General features: G+C 41.2%; 21 protein-coding genes and 1 riboswitch. Of the genes, 15 read left to right on the top strand and 6 right to left on the bottom strand.

Translation table 11 applies throughout. The annotated features are described in order from the left end of the window. Positions 1-55: 55 nt before the first annotated feature. From RG565_RS00355 to rnhC, 3 genes are all read right to left on the bottom strand, one after another. Positions 56-2,410 carry an ATP-dependent RecD-like DNA helicase gene (locus RG565_RS00355; protein WP_247937431.1) on the bottom strand — a complete coding sequence of 785 codons (2,355 nt, stop codon included), beginning with the start codon at positions 2,408-2,410 and terminating at the stop codon, positions 56-58. Positions 2,411-2,793: 383 nt separating this feature from the next. Continuing rightward, positions 2,794-3,408 carry a signal peptidase I gene (lepB, locus tag RG565_RS00350; protein WP_003039532.1) on the bottom strand — a complete coding sequence of 205 codons (615 nt, stop codon included), beginning with the start codon at positions 3,406-3,408 and terminating at the stop codon, positions 2,794-2,796. Positions 3,409-3,411: 3 nt separating this feature from the next. Next, positions 3,412-4,302 (bottom strand): ribonuclease HIII, encoded by an 891-nt coding sequence (gene rnhC / locus RG565_RS00345; protein WP_247937388.1) that lies wholly within the window; start codon positions 4,300-4,302, stop codon positions 3,412-3,414. 85 nt (positions 4,303-4,387) lie between these two features. Between rnhC and RG565_RS00340 the strand changes: the two genes are divergently transcribed. The 5 genes from RG565_RS00340 (at position 4,388) to trxA (ending at position 9,650) form a co-directional block, all read left to right on the top strand. Continuing rightward, entirely contained in the window at positions 4,388-4,693 is a 306-nt protein-coding gene (locus tag RG565_RS00340; protein WP_003026418.1) for a hypothetical protein, read from the top strand. After that, positions 4,690-5,238, top strand: a complete 549-nt coding sequence (locus RG565_RS00335; RefSeq protein ID WP_003039514.1) for a CvpA family protein — start codon at positions 4,690-4,692, stop codon at positions 5,236-5,238. The genes RG565_RS00340 and RG565_RS00335 overlap by 4 nt, the downstream gene beginning before the upstream one ends. 60 nt (positions 5,239-5,298) lie before the next feature. Next, positions 5,299-7,629, top strand: a complete 2,331-nt coding sequence (locus RG565_RS00330; RefSeq protein ID WP_247937389.1) for an endonuclease MutS2 — start codon at positions 5,299-5,301, stop codon at positions 7,627-7,629. Positions 7,630-7,691: 62 nt separating this feature from the next. Next, positions 7,692-9,110, top strand: a complete 1,419-nt coding sequence (locus RG565_RS00325) for a C69 family dipeptidase (protein WP_268732144.1) — start codon at positions 7,692-7,694, stop codon at positions 9,108-9,110. 225 nt (positions 9,111-9,335) lie between these two features. Continuing rightward, positions 9,336-9,650, top strand: coding sequence for a thioredoxin (gene trxA, locus RG565_RS00320; RefSeq protein WP_247937391.1), 315 nt, complete (start codon positions 9,336-9,338; stop codon positions 9,648-9,650). Between the two features lie 729 nt (positions 9,651-10,379). On the opposite strand, the gene sstT is transcribed toward trxA, so the two are convergent. Next, entirely contained in the window at positions 10,380-11,594 is a 1,215-nt protein-coding gene (gene sstT, locus RG565_RS00315; RefSeq protein WP_119005798.1) for a serine/threonine transporter SstT, read from the bottom strand. 160 nt (positions 11,595-11,754) lie between these two features. Between sstT and RG565_RS00310 the strand changes: the two genes are divergently transcribed. Together RG565_RS00310 and RG565_RS00305 are read left to right on the top strand one after the other, a co-directional pair. Then, positions 11,755-12,612, top strand: a complete 858-nt coding sequence (locus tag RG565_RS00310) for a mechanosensitive ion channel family protein (RefSeq protein WP_247937392.1) — start codon at positions 11,755-11,757, stop codon at positions 12,610-12,612. A gap of 17 nt (positions 12,613-12,629) precedes the next feature. Then, complete coding sequence (locus RG565_RS00305; RefSeq protein ID WP_247937393.1) at positions 12,630-13,217, top strand: DUF4352 domain-containing protein; 588 nt, start codon at positions 12,630-12,632, stop codon at positions 13,215-13,217. Positions 13,218-13,288: 71 nt separating this feature from the next. On the opposite strand, the gene gdhA is transcribed toward RG565_RS00305, so the two are convergent. Beyond that, entirely contained in the window at positions 13,289-14,635 is a 1,347-nt protein-coding gene (gdhA, locus tag RG565_RS00300) for an NADP-specific glutamate dehydrogenase (protein WP_268732143.1), read from the bottom strand. 491 nt (positions 14,636-15,126) lie between these two features. On the opposite strand from gdhA, the gene RG565_RS00295 reads away from it, so the two are divergent. From RG565_RS00295 to RG565_RS00285, 3 genes are all read left to right on the top strand, one after another. Further along, positions 15,127-16,062, top strand: a complete 936-nt coding sequence (locus RG565_RS00295; RefSeq protein ID WP_247937395.1) for a dihydroorotate oxidase — start codon at positions 15,127-15,129, stop codon at positions 16,060-16,062. Positions 16,063-16,178: 116 nt separating this feature from the next. Next, positions 16,179-17,114: a peptide-methionine (R)-S-oxide reductase MsrB gene (gene msrB / locus RG565_RS00290; protein ID WP_247937396.1), complete on the top strand. Its 936-nt coding sequence runs from the start codon at positions 16,179-16,181 to the stop codon at positions 17,112-17,114. Positions 17,115-17,336: 222 nt separating this feature from the next. Further along, positions 17,337-17,439, top strand: a riboswitch (purine riboswitch). A 123-nt stretch (positions 17,440-17,562) separates the two neighbouring features. Beyond that, positions 17,563-18,828 carry a TRZ/ATZ family protein gene (locus RG565_RS00285; protein ID WP_247937397.1) on the top strand — a complete coding sequence of 422 codons (1,266 nt, stop codon included), beginning with the start codon at positions 17,563-17,565 and terminating at the stop codon, positions 18,826-18,828. 186 nt (positions 18,829-19,014) lie between these two features. Here the strand turns inward: RG565_RS00285 and RG565_RS00280 are convergent, their stop codons facing one another. Beyond that, positions 19,015-20,193 carry an ROK family transcriptional regulator gene (locus tag RG565_RS00280; protein ID WP_247937398.1) on the bottom strand — a complete coding sequence of 393 codons (1,179 nt, stop codon included), beginning with the start codon at positions 20,191-20,193 and terminating at the stop codon, positions 19,015-19,017. 172 nt (positions 20,194-20,365) lie between these two features. Between RG565_RS00280 and RG565_RS00275 the strand changes: the two genes are divergently transcribed. From RG565_RS00275 to RG565_RS00255, 5 genes are all read left to right on the top strand, one after another. After that, positions 20,366-21,631 (top strand): PTS sugar transporter subunit IIC, encoded by a 1,266-nt coding sequence (locus RG565_RS00275; RefSeq protein WP_195323247.1) that lies wholly within the window; start codon positions 20,366-20,368, stop codon positions 21,629-21,631. Between the two features lie 12 nt (positions 21,632-21,643). Beyond that, entirely contained in the window at positions 21,644-22,540 is an 897-nt protein-coding gene (locus RG565_RS00270) for a haloacid dehalogenase-like hydrolase (protein WP_247937399.1), read from the top strand. A 34-nt stretch (positions 22,541-22,574) separates the two neighbouring features. Next, positions 22,575-22,895, top strand: a complete 321-nt coding sequence (locus RG565_RS00265) for a PTS sugar transporter subunit IIB (RefSeq protein ID WP_221735319.1) — start codon at positions 22,575-22,577, stop codon at positions 22,893-22,895. Positions 22,896-22,904: 9 nt separating this feature from the next. Then, entirely contained in the window at positions 22,905-23,228 is a 324-nt protein-coding gene (locus RG565_RS00260) for a PTS lactose/cellobiose transporter subunit IIA (RefSeq protein ID WP_247937400.1), read from the top strand. 347 nt (positions 23,229-23,575) lie between these two features. Next, a complete protein-coding gene (locus RG565_RS00255) occupies positions 23,576-25,498 on the top strand; it encodes a beta-glucoside-specific PTS transporter subunit IIABC (RefSeq protein WP_247937401.1) in 1,923 nt (640 codons plus the stop codon). Positions 25,499-25,533 lie beyond the last annotated feature (35 nt).

Genomic DNA, 25,533 nt, shown 5'->3' with positions numbered 1-25,533 from the left:
TCAATCTTAGCTTTTCATCAACCCACTACAGTTGACAAAGAGCTACTTTTTTCTATCATTCTCCAAAAACATTTTGAATATCCTCATCCGTTATTCCAATCATAGGGTTGATTTTCAAGAAATTTTCCTCAGTCAAGATATATTTTTCCACAGTTGTTTCCAAATTATTCACAGAAGTGTGTATAACTTTTTCATCAGTTAGGAGGTCTGAAAAGCGTTGGATTAGATAGGTATTGCGAGCTGTACCAGTATTTTTGACAGCAAAGTCAAAGGCAGACTTTTCCCCAAGAAGGATGAGCTTGCTTTTAGCACGAGTGATAGCGGTATAGATGAGATTACGTTGCAGCATGCGGTGGCTGCTGGACGTAATCGGTAAAATGACCACAGGAAATTCACTGCCTTGCGATTTGTGGATACTCATAGCGTATGCCAGACGAATCTTATACCATTCGCTGCGTGGGTAAATGACTTCATTGCCATCAAAGTTGATAGTCAACTCGTCCTGTTTAGAGTCCGTATATTTTGCTGGCAGCAAATCAGTGATATAACCCAAATCGCCGTTAAAGACATTGCTTTCCGCATCATTGACCAGATGAATCACCTTGTCGCCTTGTCGATATTGACAATCAGTTGCTTCAAAAATGATTTGTTCTGTTTCGACAGGATTGATTAGATTTTGCATGAGTTGATTGATGTGGTCAATCCCAGCCTGTCCGCGGTACATAGGCGCAAGCACCTGCACATCTTGAGCTGGAATGCCGCTGCGGAGAGCAGCCTCTACGATGCGCTCAATCATCTGTGGAATATGCTCGTTGCGCGCTTCAAAATAAGAGCGGTCGGCTTTTTTCTCAGTGAAATCAGTTGGGAGGATGCCTTTTTGAATCTGACTGGCTAAGGTGACGATAGTGGAGTCTTTGCTTTGTCGATAAATTTTTTCTAATTTGGTCTGCGGAAGAAGAGGGATTTTCAGCAAATCTGCTAACACTTGTCCAGGACTGACAGAGGGTAGTTGGTCGGCATCTCCGACGATTAGGAGTTTGGTGTTTGATGAAATGTTGCTGAGGAGTTGATTGGCTAACCAAGTATCTACCATTGAAAATTCGTCCACAATAATAAAGTCTGCGTCCAAATAATCGTCTAAATGGCTGGTGTCGTCGTCTCCTGTCATGCCTAAATGCCGATGAATTGTAGCGCTTGGAAGCCCTGTTAATTCATTCATGCGTCTGGCAGCACGCCCAGTAGGAGCTGCTAGCAGGATAGGCAAATCCTGATATTTGCGCAAATCCAACCCATGCAGCAGAGCATAAACAGCAATGATTCCATTGATGACGGTCGTTTTTCCTGTTCCGGGGCCACCCGTTAGGATAAAAATTTTGTGATTGATAGCGTCACAAATTGCTTGTTTTTGAGTCACATCATAGGAAATGGCAAACTCATTTTCGATTTGAGCAATAGCAGCTTCGATCTTTTTTGGTTCAAATTTATTTTGCTTCCCTTTTTCTAAAATGCGCAAGAGATTGCTACGAATCCCTTCTTCGGCAAAAAAGAGACTGTTTTCAAAAATCTTTGTATCAATATTTTGAACTTTATCTTCTTCAATCAAATGTGCCAGCTCATCCGCAACAGAACTTGGGTCTAACTCAATCTGACGGGAACTTTCGAGGAGTTCAATCGTATGTTCCAGAAGTTCTTTGGCTTCAAGATAGGTGTCGCCTTTTTCCATAGATTGAGTGAGGAGCGTGTGAAGCAACCCAGCACGAAAACGCTCTGGAGCGGTACTTTCAATTCCTAAGCTTTGTGCCAGTTGGTCGGCAATTTTAAAACCAATTCCTTGAATGTCTTCTACCAATTGGTAAGGATAGTGTTCCACGATTTCTAAGGTTTCTTCCTTGTAGAAATCTTGCACTTGAAAAGCTAGTTTGTTGGGGATACTGTATTCAGATAGCTTGGCAAGGATTCTCTCGGTACCGTAATTTTGTCTTAGTTTCGTGAGAAAGGCTTCGCGATTTTTGGCAGAAAGACCTGCAATATCCTTTAATTTTTCTGGCTCTGCTAAAACTTTGTCAATCGTGTTATCGCCATAGAGATCCACGATTTTTTGCGCTGTTTTTACACCAATCCCTTTAAAATGATCGCTTGAAAAATATTTGACTAAGCCTTTGCTGGTTGGCTTTGCCCGCTCATAGCGTGTTATTTTGAGCTGTTCCCCATATTTAGGGTGTTGCACGAGGTTTCCCCAAAAAGTATAGTCTTCGCCCTCCATAATATCCGCCATGGTGCCCGTGACAATAATCTCAAAATCATCAAAATCTGCATCGGTGTCGTCAATATCTAACAGTAGAATCCGAAAGAAACTGCTGGGATTTTCAAAAATAATGCGTTCAATAGTGCCTGAAAAGTAAAATTCCATCATCTTCCTGTATCAATGTTAAAAGAATGGGAGTGGAACAGAACTAAAAATCGAAAATTTTTAGTTCGTAGTCCCACCCCCGCAAGGGTGCTTAAACAGTTGTCAAGCTGTTTAAGGTTGCAGATGAAGAAAACGAAGTTTTCGTCAAAGGTGCTCTTCCAAGCTTGAAAAGCGAACAACTTTGATACTTGCTTCGCAAGTTTTATCTGCCACCTCAAAGCAGTGCTTTGAGCAATCACGGTGGCTTGCTTCGCAAGTCTGATTTCCAACCGTCAACAATTCACTAGATTGTTGAAGCTGCGTTATTCGTTTATTCCTAAATCTGATAGAAGCTGGAACACTTTTTGTCCACCTCCAACGAATCAAAATAGACTTGTTTGGGATTAAAAAGTGCCAATTCTATTCAAAGGCCAGAAGCGGAATTTTGCTTCGCCCTGTAATTGACTGGCTTTAAAGGTTCCTACCTGACGGCTGTCTTTTGAAACAAGACGGTCGTCTCCTAAGAGCAGGTATTCGCCTTTTGGAACTTCAATAGTGAAACTAGTGTTGCCGTTTGCGTCCTGCGTAAAGGCTTGAGCTTTGTCTGCTAAAGATTGGAAGAAACTATTGTAGGAATAGGTTTTCTGCAATTTATCATCTTTAAACTTCGTGAGGTAATTTTTAAGATAAGATTCGTTGGTCTTTTTGCCATTTACATACAATTGGTCGTTTTCGTAGCGGATAGTGTCTCCAGGAAGACCGATCACCCGCTTGACAATTTGCTTGGTTTTTCCATCTTCGTCTTTTTCACTTGCAACGACAATATCAAAGCGATTGACAGGCAGGTGTTTGACAACAAATAAATACTCTCCATTAGCTAAGGTTGGATCCATTGAATGCCCGTCTACCTTGACAGGAACCCAAAGAAAGGCGCGTGATAAGAATAGGATTGCCATAAAGAGGATAAAAAATCCCCATTCTTTCATAAATTTTGAAAAAGTAGTTGATTTTGCTTGCATAACTTACCTTTCTAGAAGTTTTTTGGCTTTTTTAGTATTTTTAAAATGTAGTTTCGCACTAGCTTCTAAACTCTTCATACCATAGGCTTGAAGAAGCTGACTTGCGACTTTATCGGACTTTGCTCCTGCTCCGCTAGGCAATTCGTAGCCGAGCTCTTGGCTTAAATTTTCAAGATTTTCTAAAAAGAGGTCGCGTGCAATCATGGAACTGACTGCTACGGCTAAGTATTTCCCTTCTGCTTTTTCCTCTAATGTAATAGGATTTGAAAAGCGATTGCTTTCCTGCTGGAGGTATTTCTGATAATTTTTGTCACTTGTGAAGGCATCAATGACAATCTTTTCTGGCTGCACTCCCGTTTGCAAGAGCAGATAAATGGCTTGATTGTGAAGGGCAACCTTGACAGACACCGCATTGTAGCCAGAAGCGATAACTTGGTTGTATTTTTTCGGGGACAATAGCAGAGCTTGGTGCTGGATTTTTTCTTTCAACAGAGGAACGATTTGCCTGATTTTCTGGTCTGTCAGGCTTTTAGAGTCATCAACTCCCAGCTTTCGTAGAAACCTATGCTGTTCTGGTGTGACAAAAGATGCCACAACAGCGAGTCCGCCAAAATAAGAACCATTTCCCACCTCATCTGTTCCAATCAGAGGATAATTCTGCCGATGAGCTGTCGTTTTTTCTTTGGATGCTTGATAGCCAAAAAATTCTGCTGCCTGTCCGGCTGTTTCCCCTTGAAAGAGGACTTTTCCTGAAGTATAGATGGAGACAGTTGCCTTATCAAGCTTAAAAAGATAGCGAATGTAGGGATTTTTGCTAGCGACAAGCTGTGTCTGATATTGTGTGACAAAATCTTGAATTTGTCTCTCGCTTGGTTGCAAGGTAATACTTTCCATATTGTTATTGTACCATAAAAGTTATAAATTTCTTTAAAAACTGACAAAATCGCTTCCTTTTGGTATAATATTTTGAGGTGATTTTATGGCAAACTTAAATCGATACAAATTTACTTTCGGAAAGAAGAGTGTAACCTTAACAACAGAACACGATAATTTATTCATGGAAGAAGTTGAAAAGGTTGCGACAGAAAAATATCACGCAATTAAAGAGAAGATGCCTGCGGCAGATGATGAAACATTAGCTATTTTGCTGGCAGTCAATAGTTTAGCGACGCAATTGTCACGTGAGATTGAGTTCGATGACAAGGAGCAAGAGCTGGAAGAGCTTCGTAAAAAAGTGTTAGAAGCCAACAAGCAAAAGGTAAGTGAGCAAGAGGGCACCCTATGATTTCATTAGTAATTTTGCTGATTTTAGCTTGGAGTTTTTACATTGGCTATTCGCGTGGGATTGTTTTGCAGGCTTATTATACTGTTTCGGCGGTTATTTCAGCAATTATTGCAGGGCAACTGTACCAATCTCTGGGTGAACAAATCAACCTTTTAGTTCCCTACGCCAGTGCACAGGAAGGAACATTTACCTATTTCTTTCCCAGCAGCCAATTGTTCCAGTTGGATAAGGTTTTTTATGCCGGTCTGGCTTATTTAGCCGTTTATACGATTGTTTATAGCATAGCCCGTTTTATTGGGATTTTTATTCACTTGGTGCCAAACAAGAAAGCCAATGAGCGTTGGTACAATGTTGCTAGTGGTGCTTTAGCTGTTTGCGTCACTTTATTTGGAATTCAAATGCTGCTGACCGTTTTAGCAACGATTCCCTTACCACTTGTTCAAAATCATCTCAATGCCAGTGGTTTAGCTCGTTTTATCATCAGTCACACACCAATTACTTCAGGAATGTTGAAACAACTCTGGGTGACCAAAATCATCGGATAAATACAAAGACTCAGTTGGTGGTGCTAGCTGAGTTTCTTTTTCATCAGGAAAGATAAGAATATGAATAGAAAAATTTTAGAAACATTAGAATTTGGGAAAATCAAGGCGCTCTTTGAACCCTATCTTCTGACAGAACAAGGATGCTTGGAATTGCAGCAGCTGTTCCCATCCGATAAACAGGAAAGGCTGGAGACAGCATTCTTAGAAATGACGGACATGCAGCAGATTTTTGTACAGCATCCGCATTTTAGTCTAGCTGCGACCCAAGACATTACGGGCTTGACCAAGCGCTTGGAGCTGGAAGGCGACTTAAACATTGAAGAATTTCTCGCTCTGAAGCGGGTTCTGGCTGTCACGCAAGAATTGACTGATTTTTATGAGGATTTGGAAAATGTTGAGTCACAAAGATTGAACCGGCTTTTTGAAAATCTGGTTCCTTTTCCGAGCTTGCAAGGAGCGCTGCAAGCTATCAATGAAGGCGGATTTGTTGAAAGTTTTGCTAGTGATAATTTGGCTCGCATTCGCCGGAAAATTCAAGAAAATGAAGTTCAAGTGAGAGATATTTTGCAAGATATTCTCAAAACGAAGGGCGATATGTTGGTAGATCAAGTAGTAGCCAGTCGAAACGGTCGCAATGTTTTGCCGGTCAAAAATACATTCCGCAATCGTATCTCAGGCGTAGTGCACGATATTTCTGCCAGTGGAAACACGGTGTATATTGAGCCGCGGGCAGTGGTCAATCTCAATGAAGAAATCACCAATGCACGTGCAGACGAGCGCTATGAGATTTTGCGGATTCTGCAAGAGTTATCAGAACGCATTCGTCCGCATGCTGCTGAAATTGCCAATAATGCTTGGATTATTGGGCATTTGGATCTAGTTCGGGCAAAAGTGTGTTTTATGCAGGAGAGAGGCGCGGTAGTGCCCAAGCTGTCTGACCGTCAGGATATTCGGCTGCTCCATGTTGCTCATCCTCTGATAGAAAATGCAGTAGCTAATGACCTGTACTTTGCGGCGGATTTGACAGAGATTGTCATTACGGGCCCGAATACAGGCGGGAAGACCATTATGCTCAAAACTCTAGGTTTGGCTCAGCTTATGGCACAGTCTGGTCTGCCTATTTTGGCAGATGTAGGGAGTCGAGTGGGGATTTTTGACCAAATCTTTGCGGACATTGGAGATGAGCAGTCTATTGAGCAAAGTTTGTCGACTTTCTCCAGCCACATGACGAACATTGTCTCTATTTTAGAGCAGGCTGATGAGAATGCTTTGGTGCTTTTGGACGAGCTGGGAGCAGGAACTGACCCTCAGGAAGGAGCAGCTCTTGCTATGGCAATTCTTGAAGACTTGCGGCTACGACAAGTCAAGACAATGGCAACAACCCACTATCCAGAGCTCAAAGCTTATGGGATTGAAACGGCAGGCGTACAAAATGCCAGCATGGAATTTGATACAGAGAGCCTAAGACCGACTTATCGTTTTATGCAGGGAGTACCGGGGCGTTCCAATGCTTTTGAGATCGCAAGGCGTTTAGGTCTGTCTGATAGAGTGGTTAAAGATGCTCAAGAATTGACTGACACGGACAGCGATGTCAATCGTGTTATTGAGCGCTTGGAAAAACAAACCTTGGAAAGCCGCAAGCGGTTGGATAATATCCGAGAAGTGGAGCAAGAAAATCTTAAATTTAACCGCGCTCTTAAAAAGCTCTACAATGAGTTTAATCGGGAAAAAGAAGCCGAGCTGAATAAGGCAAGGCTAGAAGCGCAGGAAATCATTGATGTGGCGCTGACGGAGAGTGATACGATTCTCAAAAATCTACATGCTAAATCCAGTCTCAAACCGCACGAAATTATTGAAGCCAAAAGCCAGCTGAAAAAATTGGCTCCTGAAACGGTGGATCTGTCACAGAATAAAGTGTTGAAACAAGCTAAAAAAGCACGAAAACCAAAGGTGGGAGACGATATTCTGGTAATTAGTTATGGTCAGAGAGGCACGCTTGTCAATCAGCTCAAAGACGGTCGCTGGGAAGCACAAGTTGGTCTCATCAAGATGACCTTAGAGGAAGCAGAATTTAACCTGCTCAAAGCTGAAAAAGAACAGCCTAAGAAAAAGCAGGTCAATGTGGTGAAACGAACGACAACAAGTGGGCCAAGAGCCAGACTGGATTTGCGAGGCAAGCGCTACGAAGAAGCTATGCAAGAGTTGGACGCTTTTATTGACCAAGCCTTGCTCAACAATATGGCGCAGGTGGACATTATTCACGGGATTGGGACTGGCGTCATTCGCGAAGGCGTCACCAAATATCTCCGCCGCAATAAGCATGTCAAGAGTTTTGGCTATGCACCGCAAAATGCTGGTGGCAGCGGAGCGACGATTGTGGTGTTTAAGTAATGCAGAGTTGGTGAACAAAACTGTTCATGGTAAAGAAGAAAGATTGAAAAGAGGAAACATTTATGAGACAAAAAGGAATACAAGATTCTTGTACAACGATTCTGGTTGGGAAAAAAGCGAGTTATGATGGTTCAACTATGATTGCACGTACAGAGGATTCGCAAAATGGTGTGTTTACGCCCAAGAAATTTATTGTTGTTAACCCAGAAGATCAGCCGCGGCATTATAAATCAGTGCTGTCAAGTTTTGAGATAGATTTGCCGGACAATCCAGTTCGCTACACCAGTGTACCGGACGCTCTTGCAAAAGACGGGATTTGGGGTGAAGCTGGTATCAATGTTTACAATGTAGCCATGAGCGAGACAGAGACGATTACCACGAATAGTCGAATATTGGGAGCCGATCCTTTGGTGGCGACTGGTATCGGAGAAGAAGATATGCTGACCTTGGTGCTGCCTTATATCAAAACGGCGCGTGAGGGCGTGTTGCGCTTAGGGAAGATTCTTGAAGAATACGGCACCTATGAGTCAAACGGGATTGCCTTTTCTGACGTGGATGAAATTTGGTGGTTGGAGACAATCGGCGGACATCATTGGATAGCTCGCCGTGTGCCAGATGACGCCTATGTGACCAATCCAAACCAGCTGGGAATGGATTATTTTGAGTTTGACAATCCAGAATATTTCCTCTGTGATTCTGATTTGAAAGACTTTATTCGTCGCAATCATTTGAATCTCAACTATGACGGGGAATCTTTCAATCCGCGCTATGCTTTTGGCAGCCAGCGTGACAAAGACCGTCATTACAATACACCGCGTGCTTGGGATATTCAGCGTTTTCTCAATCCAGAAATCGAGCAAGACCCGCGCTCCTTTTTCCTTCCTTGGTGTCAAAAACCCTACCGCAAAATCACGATTGAAGATGTCAAGTATGTCCTTAGCAGCCATTACCAAGACTCTCCTTATGACCCTTATGGCTTAGAAGGCACAACTCACAGCCAGCGGACCTTCCGCACGATTGGGATTAACCGCACAAGTCAAACATCTATCTTGCAGTTGAGACCCAATAAACCGCAGGAAACGACGGGCATTCAATGGTTGTCCTATGGCTCTATGCCTTACAATACAGCCGTGCCTTTCTTTACTCAAATTTCTATGACGCCGACTTATTTTGCGAATACAGGTGAGAAAGTCTCTACGGATTCGTTTTATTGGACAAATCGCTTAATCGCTGTTTTGGCTGACGCGCATTTTTCTAGTCATCTGGGAGATTTGGATGATTATCAAGAAACAACTATGGCTTTGGGACATGAAATGCTGGGGCGCGTGGATTGTGCCTTGGAAAAGGGAGAAATAGTTGACTTTGAAGCAGAAAATCAAGCCCTAAGCGATAAGATTCAAGAAGCAACGGACCAACTTCTGAATAAAATCTTGCTAGACGCCAGCAATCTGATGACCAATCATTTTTCTTTGAGCGACTAACTCCGCAGAAGAACTTTTGCTTCGTAGTAAATTCTGCTCCTACAAAAGATTTGTATCAAGCAATTTCCAACGGATAGAAGTTTATTTTTGGAATGATTGAACGCTAATCTGCGGAGGAGCTCTTCGCTCCGTAGCAAATATTTTGCAAATGCTTACTTTTAGTGTAGAATGATGTCAAGAAATGAAATAGAGCGATGACATCGGTCATCGTCAGAGGAGAACAATATGGTAGCAGCAGTTACAGATGCAAACTTTGCAGAAAAAACAAAAGACGGACTTGTCCTCATTGACTTTTGGGCAGCATGGTGTGGTCCTTGCCGCATGCAGGCACCAATTTTGGAAAATTTAGCCGAAGAAGTACATGAAGACGAATTGAAGATTTTCAAAATGGACGTGGACGCTAATCCAAATACACCAAGTGAATTTGGAATCATGTCAATCCCGACCCTCATCTTCAAAAAAGATGGGCAAGTGGTGAAGCAAGTTGTCGGTGTTCATACCAAAGAACAATTAAAAGCTATTGTAGCCGAATTAAGCTAAAAAAGAAAAGGCTTGAACGAAAGTTTCAAGTCTTTTCTCTTTTTAAGATTAGAAGAGTATTTTTGACGTAAATTCGCTTTCGTCATCCACACCCTTTTGCCAATAGAAAAATGCACAAATCGATGCTATAATGAAAATGAAGAAAGATTGTTTCAATCAGAAGGGGCGGTCAAATTATGGGAACATTTGGAATAGTAACTGTATTCGTCATTGTTGTACCCTTATTCATTTGTATCTACCTTCTTTTCAGAGTTATCTTCAAAAAATAAAGTTAGAAGTTAAGTAGGAAATAATTACAAACAAGACAATTTCATTTCGTCCGCGCAGCTGACAAGGCAAACTGATTGTCGTTCACTCCGTCCGCTCGGCGGACGAGATAAACTTCTTTTGATTCATGCTGTCCGCCGGGCGGATGGAGTGAACCAAAAGTAAGGAAAACTTTCCGCCGGGCGGACGGAGCAAACAAAAAGTAGTTGAGGTCATCCGCCGCGCTGACGGAAAAAGGAGAAGTCATTGAAACGGTCGCTTTAAGTGATAAGTAAAAAAGGAAAGAAGAAATTTATGAAGCAAGAAAAGCTCATTGGACTTAAAATTAGTAATCTTCCTTTCCGTGCTCAATAACAGCCGCAAGCACTATGCGGATATCCTTGCCCGTTGCAAGGGCAAGGAGTCTAAAGCAGAATTGGGTTAATTAAAAAATGAGGCTGGGACATTTCCAATCTCATTGTATTACGCTTTTTTCCTTTTTCCCCAAACACTTTTTTCTGCAACTGCGGTAAAGAGGGCATCCGTTGAGGAATTGAGCGCCGTTTCACAGGAATCTTGGATAACTCCAATGATGAATCCTACCCCAACGACTTGCATGGCAACATCATTTGAAATCCCGAAGAGACTACAAGCAACAGGAATGAGCAAAAGAGAGCCACCTGCCACCCCGGAAGCGCCACAAGCAGAGATAGCGGCGACAATGCTGAGGATTAATGCTGTCGCAAAGTCAATCGAAATGCCTAATGTATTGACTGCAGCAAGGGTGAGCACATTGATGGTAATAGCTGCTCCAGCCATGTTAATAGTGGCACCAAGTGGGATAGAAACGGAATAGGTATCTTTGTTGAGTCCTAGTTCTTCACAAAGTTTCATGTTGACAGGAATATTAGCAGCTGAACTACGTGTGAAGAAAGCTGTCACACCACTGACTTTTAAACACCGCCAAACAAGTGGGTAGGGATTTTTTCTCATCAGAACAAAGGCAATGAAAGGGTTGACGACCAGAGCTACAAAAAGCATGATAGCGATTAAAACTGCTAACAAGCTGCCATAGTTAGCCAACACTGCCAACCCTTTGTCAGAAATCGTTTTAAAGACTAAACCAAGAATTCCAAAAGGAGCCAAATTGATAATCCATTCAACGACCTTAGAGGTTACACTTGCCATAGTTTGCAAAAGCTCTTTACTGCTTTTGCTGGCTTCACGCATGGCAAGTCCAAATACCACAGCCCAAGATAATATTCCAATATAGTTTGCGGTGATGAGAGCATTGACTGGATTGTCCACTACTTTGAGCAATAAATTACTGAGGACTTGCCCAATCCCATCTGGTGGTGTAATCTTGGTCTTTGACGCTGTGAGTGTGATGTGTAGAGGGAAAAGGTAGTTAGCTAGCACTGCGACTAAAGCTGCTGAGAATGTTCCCAAAAGATACAAGATAATGATAGTTTTCATGTTGGTTTCTTGCCCTTTCCGATGTTGTGATAGAGCATTGGTCACCAAAGCAAAAACCAACAGTGGAGCAATGCCCTTTAAGCCACCAACAAATATATCTCCTAATAACCCAATTGCTGATAGCTTAGGAAAGGTCAAGCCAAGGACAGCTCCTAATGCAATCCCGATAGCAATACGCTTAATCAAACTAGATTTTTTCCAAGCTAAAACTATTCTTTTCATATCATATGATCCCTTCATAATCATAATGTCTCCCATTATAGTATAAATATTCTGAAAAATCAATCTGTTTTAGATAGAATACACTGGGGGGAGTTAGCATTCCCCTGATTCAATTAGGCTCAGATATGGTATAATAGAGATAAATACGAGGAGGTGAAGTATGCTCTCAGTAAACAAGAATGTATTCTATCGCTACTTTGAAAAACTCAACTGGTCTCATTTGGTAGATGATGTCTTTAGCAAGCTCGTTTCACTTTTGCTCTTGCTAGCTCTCTTTTACCTTGCTAAAAAGCTGGTACATGTACTCGTAAGAAAGATTATCTCACCCTCTTTGAAACTTTCCAGTCAAGACGAAGGGCGGCAAAAGACCCTCACTCGTTTGATTGAAAATTTGCTGAATTACACCCTTTACTTTCTCTTGATTTATTGGATATTAGCGATTTTAGGCTTGCCGGTGTCAAGTTTACTGGCAGGAGCTGGGATTGCTGGGGTGGCAATCGGGATGGGAGCGCAAGGCTTCTTGTCTGATTTAGTCAATGGTTTCTTTATTTTGTTGGAGCGGCAGTTGGATGTCGGAGACAGCGTTCGTCTGACTAATGGCTCGATTAAAATCGCAGGAACAGTCGTGAGTGTCGGAATTCGGACGACACAAGTGCGCGATGCAGATGGCACTTTGCATTACGTTCCTAATCGCAACATTACCGTCGTCAGCAATCTCTCACGCGGCAATATGCGAGCGCTCATTGATATTCCATTATACGCTCAGACGGATTTGGAGAAGGTCACTCAGATTATCCAGCAGGTCAATGAGGAATACGCGGGCGATCAAGTAGAAATTTTGCAGGAACCAGTGATTCTAGGTCCTCAACTCGCAGACAATGGTCAATTTTATTTTCGTATTAGTATCACCGTCCAAAGCGGTAGCCAAAGCACCGTTTATCATCAATTTTACAGACTGTATCATGACGCTCTATTAAAGGGAGAAATTGATTTGCCAACGATTTATGCACCAGCGTAAGCAGAAAGGAGATTATTATGGAAGAACAAGTACCGCATGAAATAACGACCCCTGACGGTCATGTCTATCGCTTGAAACAGCCTTTGTATAAACAGCCTTTGTTTTGGACGACAATCATTAGCTGTGTCATGCTCTTTTGCATCACCCTCATGGTGGCTGGTTTAAGTATTGTCAACCTTGCTTTTCTAGGGCATGGCACTCGAACTGAAATTTATCAAGATAATTACAAACATCATCGTCTGGGAGATAGCGTTCGTTTTGAAAATGGTCTGAAAGTTACTGTCCAGTACATTCACGTGGATTCTAAAGAGCGAATGGAAGGTCAAGCAACAGGTGCGATGATTACGGCTAAGGTTATTATCGAAAATACCTCTAGCGAAAAGCTCCCACTCAATGTTTATGACTTTGATTTACAAGACGAAATGGGCGAATCCTATGTAATGGATGATGATATTTTTGAGGTCAACAAAATCAAAGAGGAACTCGTAGCGGGTGAAAAGGTAGAATGGAAGCTGATGTATGACGGTGAGGACGGCGCGCAGCAGCCTTACACTCTCACTTATGACAATGTCAAGTGGGGAGAAGCCAAAAGCGTGAAGTTTTAGAAATTTTCAGCAGAAGAACAGTAAAAGGCTGTGGACAAATTCGTCCACAGCCTTTTATCCTGTATATTCGTTTAAACAATTCCTTGGGCAATCATAGCATTGGCGACATTTTCAAAAGCAGCAATGTTCGCTCCTGCTAGATAATCTTTGCCAAGATTGTAGTTTTCAGAAGTTGTCTTAGCAGTGTTGAAGATGTTGGTCATGATGTCTTTCAGACGAGTGTCTACTTCTTCACGCGTCCATGAGAGACGGAGACTATTTTGGCTCATTTCAAGAGCAGATACAGCCACCCCACCGGCATTGGCAGCCTTGGCAGGACCATAAAGGAGACCATTTTCTTTGTAAACGGCAATGGCGTCAAGATTACTTGGCATGTTAGCACCTTCTGATACACAGAATACGCCTTGCGCTACCAAGCGTTTTGCTGCTTCACCATCGATTTCATTTTGAGTGGCACATGGCAGGGCAATGTCAAATGCACCTTCGTAAGTCCAGACAGAGCCTTCGTGATAAGTAGCACTGGCTCTGTCAGCAGCGTATTCTGTCAGACGAGCACGACGTTTTTCTTTCACATCTACCAAAAGATCAAAGTCAATTCCGTCCTTGTCAATGATATAACCATTTGAATCAGACACAGAAATGACTTTAGCACCGAGGGCAGTTGCTTTTTGCACAGCATACTGAGCTACATTTCCAGCACCGGATACGACAACGGTCTTTCCGTCAAAACTTTCACCGTTTGCTTTAAGCATTTCTTGCGTATAGTAAACAAGGCCGTAACCAGTTGCTTCTGGGCGAATCAGAGAACCTCCAAATCCAAGTGGTTTACCAGTCAAGACACCAGCATCAAATTGGCGTAGGCGTTTGTACTGACCGTAAAGATAGCCAATCTCGCGTCCGCCAACCCCAATGTCACCAGCGGGAACGTCAAGAGAAGGACCGATGTATTTTTGCAATTCTGTCATGAAGCTTTGGCAGAAACGCATCACTTCAGCATCTGTCTTGCCTTTCGGATCAAAGTCAGATCCACCTTTACCACCGCCGATTGGCAGTCCAGTCAAAACATTTTTAAAGATTTGTTCAAATCCAAGAAATTTCAAAATCCCTTGATTAACCGTTGGGTGGAAACGAAGACCGCCCTTATATGGGCCAACTGCGGAATTAAATTGTACGCGGTAACCGCGATTGACTTGAACCTTGCCGTCGCGATCAACCCAAGGAACACGGAAACTAATCACACGTTCTGGCTCGGTAATGCGCGCCAAAATGTTTTCTTCAATGTATTCAGGATGTTTTTCAAAAACTGGTTCAAGCGTGTTTAAAAATTCTTCTACAGCTTGCAGAAATTCTGCTTCGTGAGCATTGCGAGCTTTCACAGCTTCAAAAGTGCTTTGGATATATTCTTTAGCAGTTGTCATAGATTTCTCCTTAAATAAGATACGAGGACGAGTAAAAGTCGTACAAAAATAGGAGGCTAACGCCGTGTTTGATAAACACAAGGAAACCTATCTTTTTTGCTAGACTTTCCATCCTAGTTCAGTTGCAATAAGATACTAAGACCGTAAAAAATAAAAGAAAAATAGGAAATATAACGAAGAAGCGATGCTTCAAGGAATATTTATCTTTTTTCTGAAATTTTTAGGTTGAGTTCAATTACGCTGAACATGCCAGACTTTCGTCCTAGTTCTGTGTGTGTTATCTTTTGTTACATGTGCCATTATAACAGAAAACAAAAGAGCTGTAAAGAAAAAAGTTGAATTTTCTGAAAATTCAAACATATAATTTTACATCAAACTCTTGCTCAACAAAGATTCAGTTGTTTATCCCGAACGTTTCTTCTTTCTATTCCGTTAAAAGAGTCAGATTTCTGCTTTTAGTGGTACAATAGAAAAAATGAAAGGAGCATTTCATGCTATCAACTCAAACACAAATTGCTGGTTTTTCTTTTGACAACTGCCTGATGAATGCGGCTGGCGTTGCCTGCATGACGATTGAAGAACTAGAAGAAGTTAAAAACTCAGCTGCGGGAACTTTTGTGACTAAGACAGCAACCTTGCAAGCGCGAGCAGGAAATCCTGAACCTCGTTACCAAGATGTACCACTAGGTTCAATCAATTCAATGGGACTACCCAATCATGGATTGGATTATTATTTGGAGTATTTGTTAGACCTACAAAAAACAGAGTCCAATCGAACCTTCTTTTTGTCGCTGGTAGGTCTGTCGCTAGAAGAAACCCACATCCTTTTGAAAAAGGTGCAGGATAGTAACTTTGAAGGCTTGACTGAGCTCAATCTATCTTGTCCAAATGTTCCTGGAAAGCCACAAATCGCTTATGATTTTGAGGCGACAGAGAAGATTTTGAGTGAAGTATTTGCCTATTTCACTAAACCGCTGGGTATTAAATTGCCACCATATTTTGATATGGCACATTTTGATCAAGCGGCAGCAATTTTTAACAAATTTCCTCTTTCTTTTGTCAACTGTGTTAACTCAATTGGAAATGGTCTTTATATTGACGATGAAACAGTTGTTATTCGTCCGAAACATGGCTTTGGCGGAATTGGTGGTGAATATATCAAACCGACTGCACTTGCTAATGTTCATGCTTTTTATCAACGACTCAATCCTACAATCCAAATCATCGGTACAGGTGGTGTGTTGACGGGTCGAGATGCTTTTGAGCATATTCTCTGTGGAGCTAGTATGGTGCAAGTCGGAACAACGCTGCACAAAGAAGGTGTAGGAGCTTTTGAGCGTATTACTGAGGAGCTGAAAGCAATCATGTTAGAAAAAGGCTATGAAAGCATAGAAGATTTTCGTGGGAAGTTGAACTATCTGGATTAAACCAGAGTGGTATTTAACAGTTCATTGCCATATCATTCTCAAGAAAGTTCTAATCAAATTCTTATAACATTTTAGGAATTTGTGAGAAAATAAGAACAAAGAAATGAGGTGTTTTTATGGCTAAAATTTATCTAGCAGGTGGCTGCTTTTGGGGCTTGGAAGAATATTTTTCCCGTATCACAGGTGTGACTGATACAACTGTCGGCTATGCCAATGGGCAGGTGGAATCTACCAATTACCAGTTGATTCATCAAACCGACCATGCTGAAACAGTTCATGTGACTTATAATGAAAATTTAGTTAGTTTGCGAGAAATTCTGCTCTATTATTTTCGGGTGATTGATCCGTTGTCTGTCAATAAGCAAGGAAATGATGTCGGACGTCAGTACCGCACAGGGATTTATTACATAAACGATATGGATGTGTCAGTTATTAGTGAAGTCGTAAAAGAGCAAGAACGGCAATTTGGCCAGAAGATTGCGGTGGAGGTAGAACCGCTGCGCCATTATGTATTGGCAGAGGATTATCATCAAGATTACCTCAAGAAAAATCCTGGTGGTTATTGCCATATCAATGTCAATGATGCCTACCAGCCTCTAGTAGATCCAGGACAATATGAGAAACCGAACGAAGCAGCTTTAAAGGCAGATTTGTCTGAAGAATCCTACCAAGTTACTCAACATGCCGCAACCGAACAACCATTTCATAACGAATATTTTGCAATGTTTGAAGAAGGCATCTATGTAGATGTGACAACGGGAGAACCGCTTTTCTTTGCCAGTGATAAGTTTGATGCTGGTTGTGGCTGGCCGAGTTTTACAAGACCGATTGCCAAAGATGTGATTAAGTATTATCAAGATAAAAGTCACGGCATGGAGCGGATTGAGGTGCGGTCGCGTTCAGGAAATGCACACTTAGGTCATGTTTTCACAGATGGTCCACAGGATCAAGGTGGACTTCGCTACTGTATCAATTCCGCGGCATTGCGCTTTATTAAAAAAGAAGACATGGAAGCTGCAGGATATGGCTACTTGCTTTCATATATGAAGTAAGATCAGAAGAGTAAACAGGGCCTGAGCTAGATGGCTCTGCTTATTTCGCAACTACTCATAAATGTGTGGATAGAGCGACTAGCAGTTTCAAAGCTAATTACAGACTAAACAAATGTTGTAGTGATTGATTGCTCAAAGTATTGCAGATAGGATTTGCGGAGTAAATTTCAATGTTTTTCCTATTTTTTAAAGCTTGCTATTTGGTGTGGATTTTGCTACAATAACTAAAAAATTCAATGAAAACATATAATCTCCATAATAGGGTTGGAGAGCTTCTACCGTCTTACCGTAAATAAGCGTGGCTTTGTCCTTAGTTATGTTGTCAGATACAAATAGAGCATAAGGTGAATGTGAAATGAGTATCCATACGGCTTTTGTTTTTGCGATTGCTGCTAACGATGCACAGTAATTGAACATCATCTTATGGCTCTTGTTTAAAGGAGAAGCAATGAAAGCATTTAAACAAGTGAATTTGGTGACATGTGACGCAGATTTTCATGTCTATCGAAATGGGCTGCTGGTGGTAAACGAGGACAAGATTGTTTATTGTGGGAGTGAGGATGCCACTTGGGAAGCGCGGGCAGATGAGACGGTAGATTGTGAGGGAGCTTGGCTTATGCCTGGTCTAGTCAATTGCCATACTCACTCTGCTATGACCACACTTCGTGGCATTCGAGACGACAGCAATCTCCACGAATGGCTAGAAGATTATATCTGGCCGGCAGAAAGCGAGTTTACACCAGAGGTCACAACAAGAGCTGTCAAGCTGGCACTTACAGAAATGCTTCAGACTGGGACGACGACTTTTAATGATATGTACAATCCCAACGGTGTTGAAATTGGGCAGATTCATGAAGTGGTGGAACGCTCTAAAATGCGTTGTTATTTTTCACCGACTTTGTTTAGCTCCGATATGGAGACGACGGAAGAAACCTTGGCGCGTACTCGGACCATTATTGAGGAAATTTTGTCCTACAACGATGACCGCTTTAAAGTAATGGTAGCACCACATGCGCCATATAGTTGCAGTAAGGAGTTGCTAAAAGGAAGCTTGGAGCTGGCGCGTGAATTACAGCTGAAATTGCATATCCATGTGGCAGAAACACAAGCAGAAAATGGCATAATTTTAGAGCGTTATGGAAAACGCCCACTTGCTTTCTTGAAAGAATTAGGTTATCTGGAGCATGAGGGGATTTTTGCCCACGGTGTGGAATTAAATGAGCGAGAAATTGCAGAACTAACAGCCTCTAAGATTCATATCGCCCACAATCCCATCAGCAATCTCAAATTAGCATCTGGCATTGCTCCCATAACAGACTTGATTCAAGCTGGCGTGACAGTCGGACTTGCAACGGACTCGGTCGCTTCTAATAATAATTTGGATATGTTTGAAGAAAGTCGTACCGCTGCTCTTTTACAAAAAATGCGCACAGGTGACGCCACTCAATTTACCATTGAGCAGGCTTTGAAAACAATGACAATTGAAGGTGCCAAAGCACTCGGCATGGATGATCAAATCGGCAGCCTAGAAGTTGGCAAACAAGCAGATTTTTTAATCATTCAGCCAAAAGGAAAAGTGCACTTGTACCCAGAGGAAAATATGCTCTCCCACCTTGTCTATGCTGTCAAGGGAAATGATGTTAAAGATGTCTATATAGCAGGTGAGCAAGTTGTAAAAGACGGACAAGTCCTGACGATGGATGTAGTTATGTAAAAATGAAAGTTCTAAAGGAATCTTTGAAGAACCTCTTTGACACAATAGAGGTTCTTTCTTTATAAATATTTCAGACAAGTTAGTAAGTCCATCTTGTATTGTATAGTAAAAATTAGAGGTTCGTGACAATTGTTCTGACCTCTAATTTTTGTAATAAGTATAACAAGTTTATGAGCCATAATGAAGCTAAATGGATAAAAACTCCTTTTGCAAACAAAGAGCAACGCCAGCGACTGCGCCAGTAAAATCACTATAAGGCTCGATAATGAGTTCAGGCAAGTCTTTGAAGAGTAGTTTTGGTTGTAGTGAGATTTCTTGATAGAAAGCTGCAATGACTTTGTCATCAGTCAAGATGGGACTGTGCAGATAAATTTTCTTTGCATCAATCATCATGCTAAGGTTTAGCAGGGATTGTGCCAAATACTTAAATGCCAAATGCAGGAGATTGAGAATAGCTTGGTCTCCTAAGTTATATGCTGTGAGGATAGTTTGAATCGTGATCTCTTCTTTATCTGTGACAAGTGATTTTAAATGTGTCAACTCGGCAGTTTCAAAGATGATTTTTGCTTTTTTTATCAGCCAGCTTTCACTAGCGTAAGTCTGCAAACAGCCTCTGCGTCCACAACCACAGACTTCTCCGTCAGGACAAACGACGGTATGACCAATTTCGCCGATGACAATATTGCTTTTGCCGTAGATTTTGCCATTGTACATATAAGAGCAGTGCATACCCCGTGCAAAATGAAAATAGATAAAATTCTCATCCAGTTGGTAAGCAGAAAAAAGGCGCTTTGCTAGTGCCATGCAATTGACATTATTAGAAAAGTAAATTGGAAAAGAGAACTCGTTTTTAATCTTCGCTAGATCAAATTGTTTCCATGTTTGATTGTTTGTTGTAATCAAATCATTGTGCAAATAGCGTCCAGGGATAGCTACTCCTACAGCTTGAATTGTATAGGAATTGTTCCGAAAAATGAATTGTTCAAGTAAATGACAAAACAAATCAGCGCCTTCTGCTAGAATTTTTTCCGAGGTGACGGTTGCTTTATCTTTATTAATCACATTTCCTGTATTATCACTCAAAACAAAAGAAAAATACTTTTCTGACAGTTCACAGCCGATGAAATAGGAGTGTTGTCTTTTGATATTCAAGAGGATCTTTTTGCGTCCGACCTTTGCATGCTCCTCGTCTTCTCCTAGTTCATATAGCAGTTTTTCTTGAATAAAATCTCCTGTAATTGCACTGACTGTGGCAGGAGTAATACCCGTCTCTTTTGAAATATCAATGCGAGAAATTGGCCCCTTGGCGTAAATTTTATCTAAAATAATTGTTCGTAACTCAGCTTGTTTTTTCGTTTGATTCATTAACTACCATCCTTCCCTGCATCTATTATATATTGATTATAAAAAATTATCAAATATAAGTGAAAGCGCTTGACTTTTGTAGGTAATAATTCTAAAATATAATTAAAAGGCGAGATAAAGTTGGTTTTGTCTACTATTTAATAATATATTATAACCAAAGGAGATTGTAAAGATGGACAAATTTTTACAAGAGAAGTTAATGCCCATTGCCATTAAGCTGGGAAATAATAAAGGCTTAGTGGCAATTCGGGATGGAATTACGCTTGCAGTACCATTACTGTTGATTGGTTCTTTGTTTATGGTTATTGCTAGTTTTCCTGTTCCAGGATGGGAAGCTTATTTGACCAAAATTGGGGTTTCTGCCTATCTATGGAAAGGCGTGGATAGTAGTTTTGGTCTGATTGGTTTGGTAGCCAGTTTTGGGATTGCCTACTATATGAGCCGCCAATACAAAGTGGATGGGATTCCTTCTGGGATTATCTCGCTTGCTGCCTTTATCACAGTGACACCATTCCTTGCTACTAAAACAGGAAACGGTGTTCCTACAGCATTTTTAGCTTCACAAGGTCTTTTTGTAGCAATCATTCTTGGCTTGGTAAATGGTTACATCTATCAATGGTTTATCAATCATAATGTTCAAATTAAAATGCCTGATGGTGTTCCGCCGGCAGTTTCAAAAAGTTTCAGCGCCATTATTCCAGGTGCAGTGATTATCACAGGCTGGTTGTTGGTTTATGCCCTTTTAGCAAGTTTAAAACTACCAAATTTGCATGCGGTAGCTCAAACTGTTTTAGGAAAACCGCTAGGCCTACTAGGTAATAATTTATTTGGTTTGATGATTCTAGTCGCTTTAAATAGTTCATTCTGGTTTGTTGGACTTCATGGAGGCAATGTTGTCAATGCGGTTATGAAACCATTGTGGCTTTCGAACCTTGATGCCAATAAAGTTGCTTATCAAGCAGGGGAAAAATTACCACATATCTTTACTAGTGTTTTCATGGATAATTTCGTCTTCATTGGCGGTGGTGGCGCAACTATTGGCTTGGTATTAGCGATTGGTTATTTAGCGAAAAAGAAAAAATCAAGTAAGCAGATCAAAACACTAGCACCTATTACAGTAGTTCCAGGCTTGTTCAATATCAATGAGCCAACCATGTTTGGTGTGCCAATTGTCTTAAATATCTTGCTTCTGTTTCCATTCATTTTGGCACCGATTGCGAATCTTATCGTTGCGTGGTCATCTATGGCAAGTGGTCTGGTACCGTTAACATATACTGATCCAGGTTGGACAACTCCTCCGATTATTAGTGGCTTGCTGGCAACGGGAAGTTTTAAAGCGTCTATTTTACAAGCTGTTCTTATTGTGATTGATATTTTAATCTATATTCCATTTGTAATTACTATTGAAAAACGCTTTAAAGCAGAAGAAAATCAGTAGGGAGATGAGAATATGAAACGATTAATTAGTGCAAATCCTTCGGAAATTTTGAATATGACAGCCCAAGAATTGAAACAAAGCATTCAAGCGAGTGAAGGGCGAGTTGTTTTATCCGAAAATGTTGTCATTCGTGAAACCTTTGTCGGAGATATTACCAATGCTGAAATTGCAAGAGCTTTTGGTGCAGATATGATTTTGCTGAATTGTTTAGATGTTTTTAATCCAAAGATCTTTGGATTGGACTGTGAAGACAGTCAAGTGGTTCGAGAGCTCCATCGCTTAGTCGGAGCACCAATCGGGGTCAATCTAGAACCTGTTGATTTGCAAGCAGATATGTTGGAAGAAGTACAAGTGATCGCTGCTGGTCGACAAGCCAGTCAAGCTTCTTTTGAGCAAATCGAAAAATTAGGTTTTGATTTTGTCTGTTTGACAGGAAATCCCGGTACAGGAGTTAGCAATAAAGAAATTGTTGCTGCGGTGAAATTGGCTAAACAATATTTCTCAGGTTTGATTATAGCTGGGAAAATGCACGGTGCAGGAGTGTCTGAGCCGGTTGCAGATCTTCAGACAGCTGAACAATTATTAGAAGCGGGTGCAGATGTGATTTTGGTGCCAGCCGTTGGAACGGTTCCTGCTTTCAACGATGAAGAAATGAGAGCTGTCGTAGATCTAGTACATAGTAAAAGAGGTTTAGTCTTAAGCGCTATTGGCACTAGCCAAGAGACATCAGATGTGGATACGATTAAACAAATCGCGCTTCGCAATAAAATTTGTGGTGTGGATATTCAACATATTGGAGATGCAGGCTATGGTGGTTTGGCAGTAGTGGATAATATTTATGCACTGAGCAATACAATTCGTGGCATTCGGCATACTGTGTCACGTTTAGCAAGATCCGTTAATCGGTAGACAGTAATCATTTGATAAAATAGAAGGAGTAAACATGGCTAAAACGACCATTATGCTAGCATGTGCTGCGGGCATGAGTACCAGCTTGCTTGTCACAAAAATGCAAGCTGCAGCAGATGAAAAAGGATTAGATGCAGAGATTTTTGCAGTCCCAGCTCAGGAAGTGGACGACATCATTTTGGAGAAAAAAGTAGATGTTTTGCTATTAGGACCGCAAGTTCGGTATCTATTAGAGCAATTTACGGAAAAATTGAAGTATAAAAACATTCCAATTGGAGTTATCCCAATGGTGGATTATGGCATGATGAATGGTTCAAAGGTGCTAGCGTTAGCTGAGGGACTGATCGGAGGCTAGAAGATTGATATGGAAAATTCAAATTTAGAAAGTATCATGTCCCTCATTATGTATGGTGGCGAGGCGAAGAGCAATGCTTTTGAAGCGATTCAAAAAGCTAAAAAAGGCTGTTTTGAAGAAGCACATGAAAAGTTAAAAGCAGCAGATGAGGCATTAGTTTTAGCACACAAGTCACAGACAGTGATGCTGACACAGGAAGCTCAAGGTGAAAAAATTGAGCTCAGTCTTTTGATGGTGCATGCTCAGGATCATTTGATGACAAGTTTGACTTTCATTGACTTGGCAAAAGAAGTCGTTGATGTATACGAGCGGCTGACAAATGAGATGAAGTAAAAAAACGATTTTACACATTCTTATAAATCAAAACTTTGGTTGGTGATAATCCAATCAAAGTTTTTTAATTGTCTTACTTCGTTATTGAATGGCAGCTCTATCTCTAGTTTGATAACGATTTTTTCAAATTTAAAAAAACTTTTAGAAACCGCTTGCATTTTTAGAAACTTGTGTTATACTTAATTCATGGATTGTTACTGGTCATGCAGGCAAAACCTAGACAAATACGAGATATGAAGTAGGGGAACTACTTTCTATTTGGTATGTGTTTAGGTTTTTTTGTTATCGTTGTTCTATATTTATATGTGCAACAACACAGCTGACCTAAAAAATAAAGGAGGTCCATTATGGCAAAAGATTATACTGACTTAGCTCAGGATATTGTTGCTCACGTTGGTGGCAAGGAAAATATCATCAAGTTAGTGCACTGTGTGACGCGTTTGCGTTTTTCTCTGAAAGATGAGAGCAAGGCAGACACGGAATACTTGAAAAATAGAGACGGTATTGTAACGGTTGTAAAAGCTGGTGGACAATACCAAGTGGTGATTGGGAACCATGTGCCAGATGTGTATGCGGCGGTCATTAAGGAAGCAGGCATTTCTAGTGAGGGAAGTATTGATGTGGATGAGGGAGATGTTCCGCAAGGAAATCTATTTGACCGATTTATCGCTTTGGTGTCAGGACTTTTCCAACCAATGCTGGGAGCTCTTTCTGCAGCTGGTATGATCAAAGGTGTAGTTGCCATTATGGCAGCTTGTGGTGTTAAGTCGACAGACGGTGCTTATGTCATCTTAAATGCCGCTGGTGACGGATTCTTCCAATTCTTACCATTGATTCTGGCTTTGACTGCTGCTAAGCGGTTTAAAATGGAAAAATTCACAGCGCTTGCGATTGGCTTTGCCTTGGTCTATCCAAATATCGCAGCTAGCTTTACAGCTGCTAAACCACTCTACACGCTATTTGCAGGAACTTTTATTGAGTCAAAAATCTACGCAACTTTCTTAGGTTTGCCGATTATCTTTCCTGCTTCTAGTTATCTATCAACTGTATTGCCAATCATTCTAGCAATTTGGGTCGGCTCAAAAATTGAAAAATTCTTTAAACGAATTATTCCAGATGTTGTCAAAGTCTTTGTTGTTCCATTCTTTGTTATCTTAATCACGGTACCGTTATCATTTCTTGTCATTGGACCAGTCATGACATGGGCTTCTGATATAGTCGGTGCTATTTTCACAGGTATTTATAGCTTCAGCCCAATTATTTATGGAATTATTCTGGGTGCTTTGTGGCAAGTGTTGGTTATGTTCGGTCTCCACTGGGGATTGGTGCCGCTTGCAATTTTGGAATTACAAAAAGGACCAGGTGTCATTCTTGTAGCTTCTATTGCTATTTGCTTTGCGCAAGCAGGAGCATTGCTCAATATCTTCTTGCGTACAAAAGAAGAAAAAGTCAAACAGTTGGCTATTCCAGCTTTTATCTCGGCTTTGTTTGGGGTAACAGAACCAGCTATTTACGGGATTACCTTGCCAATGCGAACACCATTTATTATGACTTGTATTGCTGGTGCAGTTCAAGGGGCCTATCTCGCTTTCTTTAATGCCAAAATGCAAGTAATGGGTGGAATGGGACTCTTTGCGATTCCGTCTTTCATTGATCCAAAAGACTCACTATTACTCATTCACTTCCTTGTAGCAATTGCAATCAGCTTTGTTCTTGGATTTGTATTGACCCAATTTACAAAGATTCCAACTCTTTATGGTGGGGCACAAGAAGTCGCTGCTGAAGAAATCAGTCAGCCAGTTGAAGAGATTGCTCCTGAGCAAGTCATCACAGCTCCGCTTAGCGGGAAAGTGGTCGCACTCGAAGATACGCCTGATGCTGTTTTTGCAAGTGGCGCAATGGGTCAAGGTGTAGCAATTGAGCCTAGCGTTGGCGAAGTTGTCGCTCCTGCTGACGGTGTGATTCGTCTGCTTTTCCCAACCAACCATGCGATTGGCTTAGCGACTGATGATGGCGCTGAAATCTTGATTCACGTGGGCATGGATACAGTCGCTCTTGAAGGAGAAGGCTTTATGGCACATGTTACTCAAGGCTCAAAGGTCAAGGCGGGTCAATTATTGCTAAGCTTTGATATAGATGCTATCAAGAAAGCAGGTTATCCTGTTACAACTCCAATCATTGTAACCAATACAGCTGATTATAAGACAGTTGAAGCATTAGCTGGCGGCGATGTGAAACTAGGCGATGATTTGCTGAAAGTAAGTAAATAATCTAAGAAAAGGACAAGCAAAACTTGTAGAGTTCT

Source organism: Streptococcus sp. IsoGale021, assembly GCF_031142795.1.
In the GTDB taxonomy this organism is placed as follows: Bacteria; Bacillota; Bacilli; order Lactobacillales; family Streptococcaceae; genus Streptococcus; species Streptococcus hominis.
Note: the sequence above shows the minus strand (reverse complement) of the source record. Positions and strands in the feature narration are given on the sequence as shown.

Coding starts and splice junctions, on each gene's coding strand:
- RG565_RS00355 (WP_247937431.1), bottom strand. CDS start 2,410: ATGGAATTTTACTTTTCAGGCACTATTGAACGCATTATTTTTGAAAAT.
- lepB (WP_003039532.1), bottom strand. CDS start 3,408: ATGCAAGCAAAATCAACTACTTTTTCAAAATTTATGAAAGAATGGGGA.
- rnhC (WP_247937388.1), bottom strand. CDS start 4,302: ATGGAAAGTATTACCTTGCAACCAAGCGAGAGACAAATTCAAGATTTT.
- RG565_RS00340 (WP_003026418.1), top strand. CDS start 4,388: ATGGCAAACTTAAATCGATACAAATTTACTTTCGGAAAGAAGAGTGTA.
- RG565_RS00335 (WP_003039514.1), top strand. CDS start 4,690: ATGATTTCATTAGTAATTTTGCTGATTTTAGCTTGGAGTTTTTACATT.
- RG565_RS00330 (WP_247937389.1), top strand. CDS start 5,299: ATGAATAGAAAAATTTTAGAAACATTAGAATTTGGGAAAATCAAGGCG.
- RG565_RS00325 (WP_268732144.1), top strand. CDS start 7,692: ATGAGACAAAAAGGAATACAAGATTCTTGTACAACGATTCTGGTTGGG.
- trxA (WP_247937391.1), top strand. CDS start 9,336: ATGGTAGCAGCAGTTACAGATGCAAACTTTGCAGAAAAAACAAAAGAC.
- sstT (WP_119005798.1), bottom strand. CDS start 11,594: ATGAAAAGAATAGTTTTAGCTTGGAAAAAATCTAGTTTGATTAAGCGT.
- RG565_RS00310 (WP_247937392.1), top strand. CDS start 11,755: ATGCTCTCAGTAAACAAGAATGTATTCTATCGCTACTTTGAAAAACTC.
- RG565_RS00305 (WP_247937393.1), top strand. CDS start 12,630: ATGGAAGAACAAGTACCGCATGAAATAACGACCCCTGACGGTCATGTC.
- gdhA (WP_268732143.1), bottom strand. CDS start 14,635: ATGACAACTGCTAAAGAATATATCCAAAGCACTTTTGAAGCTGTGAAA.
- RG565_RS00295 (WP_247937395.1), top strand. CDS start 15,127: ATGCTATCAACTCAAACACAAATTGCTGGTTTTTCTTTTGACAACTGC.
- msrB (WP_247937396.1), top strand. CDS start 16,179: ATGGCTAAAATTTATCTAGCAGGTGGCTGCTTTTGGGGCTTGGAAGAA.
- RG565_RS00285 (WP_247937397.1), top strand. CDS start 17,563: ATGAAAGCATTTAAACAAGTGAATTTGGTGACATGTGACGCAGATTTT.
- RG565_RS00280 (WP_247937398.1), bottom strand. CDS start 20,193: ATGAATCAAACGAAAAAACAAGCTGAGTTACGAACAATTATTTTAGAT.
- RG565_RS00275 (WP_195323247.1), top strand. CDS start 20,366: ATGGACAAATTTTTACAAGAGAAGTTAATGCCCATTGCCATTAAGCTG.
- RG565_RS00270 (WP_247937399.1), top strand. CDS start 21,644: ATGAAACGATTAATTAGTGCAAATCCTTCGGAAATTTTGAATATGACA.
- RG565_RS00265 (WP_221735319.1), top strand. CDS start 22,575: ATGGCTAAAACGACCATTATGCTAGCATGTGCTGCGGGCATGAGTACC.
- RG565_RS00260 (WP_247937400.1), top strand. CDS start 22,905: ATGGAAAATTCAAATTTAGAAAGTATCATGTCCCTCATTATGTATGGT.
- RG565_RS00255 (WP_247937401.1), top strand. CDS start 23,576: ATGGCAAAAGATTATACTGACTTAGCTCAGGATATTGTTGCTCACGTT.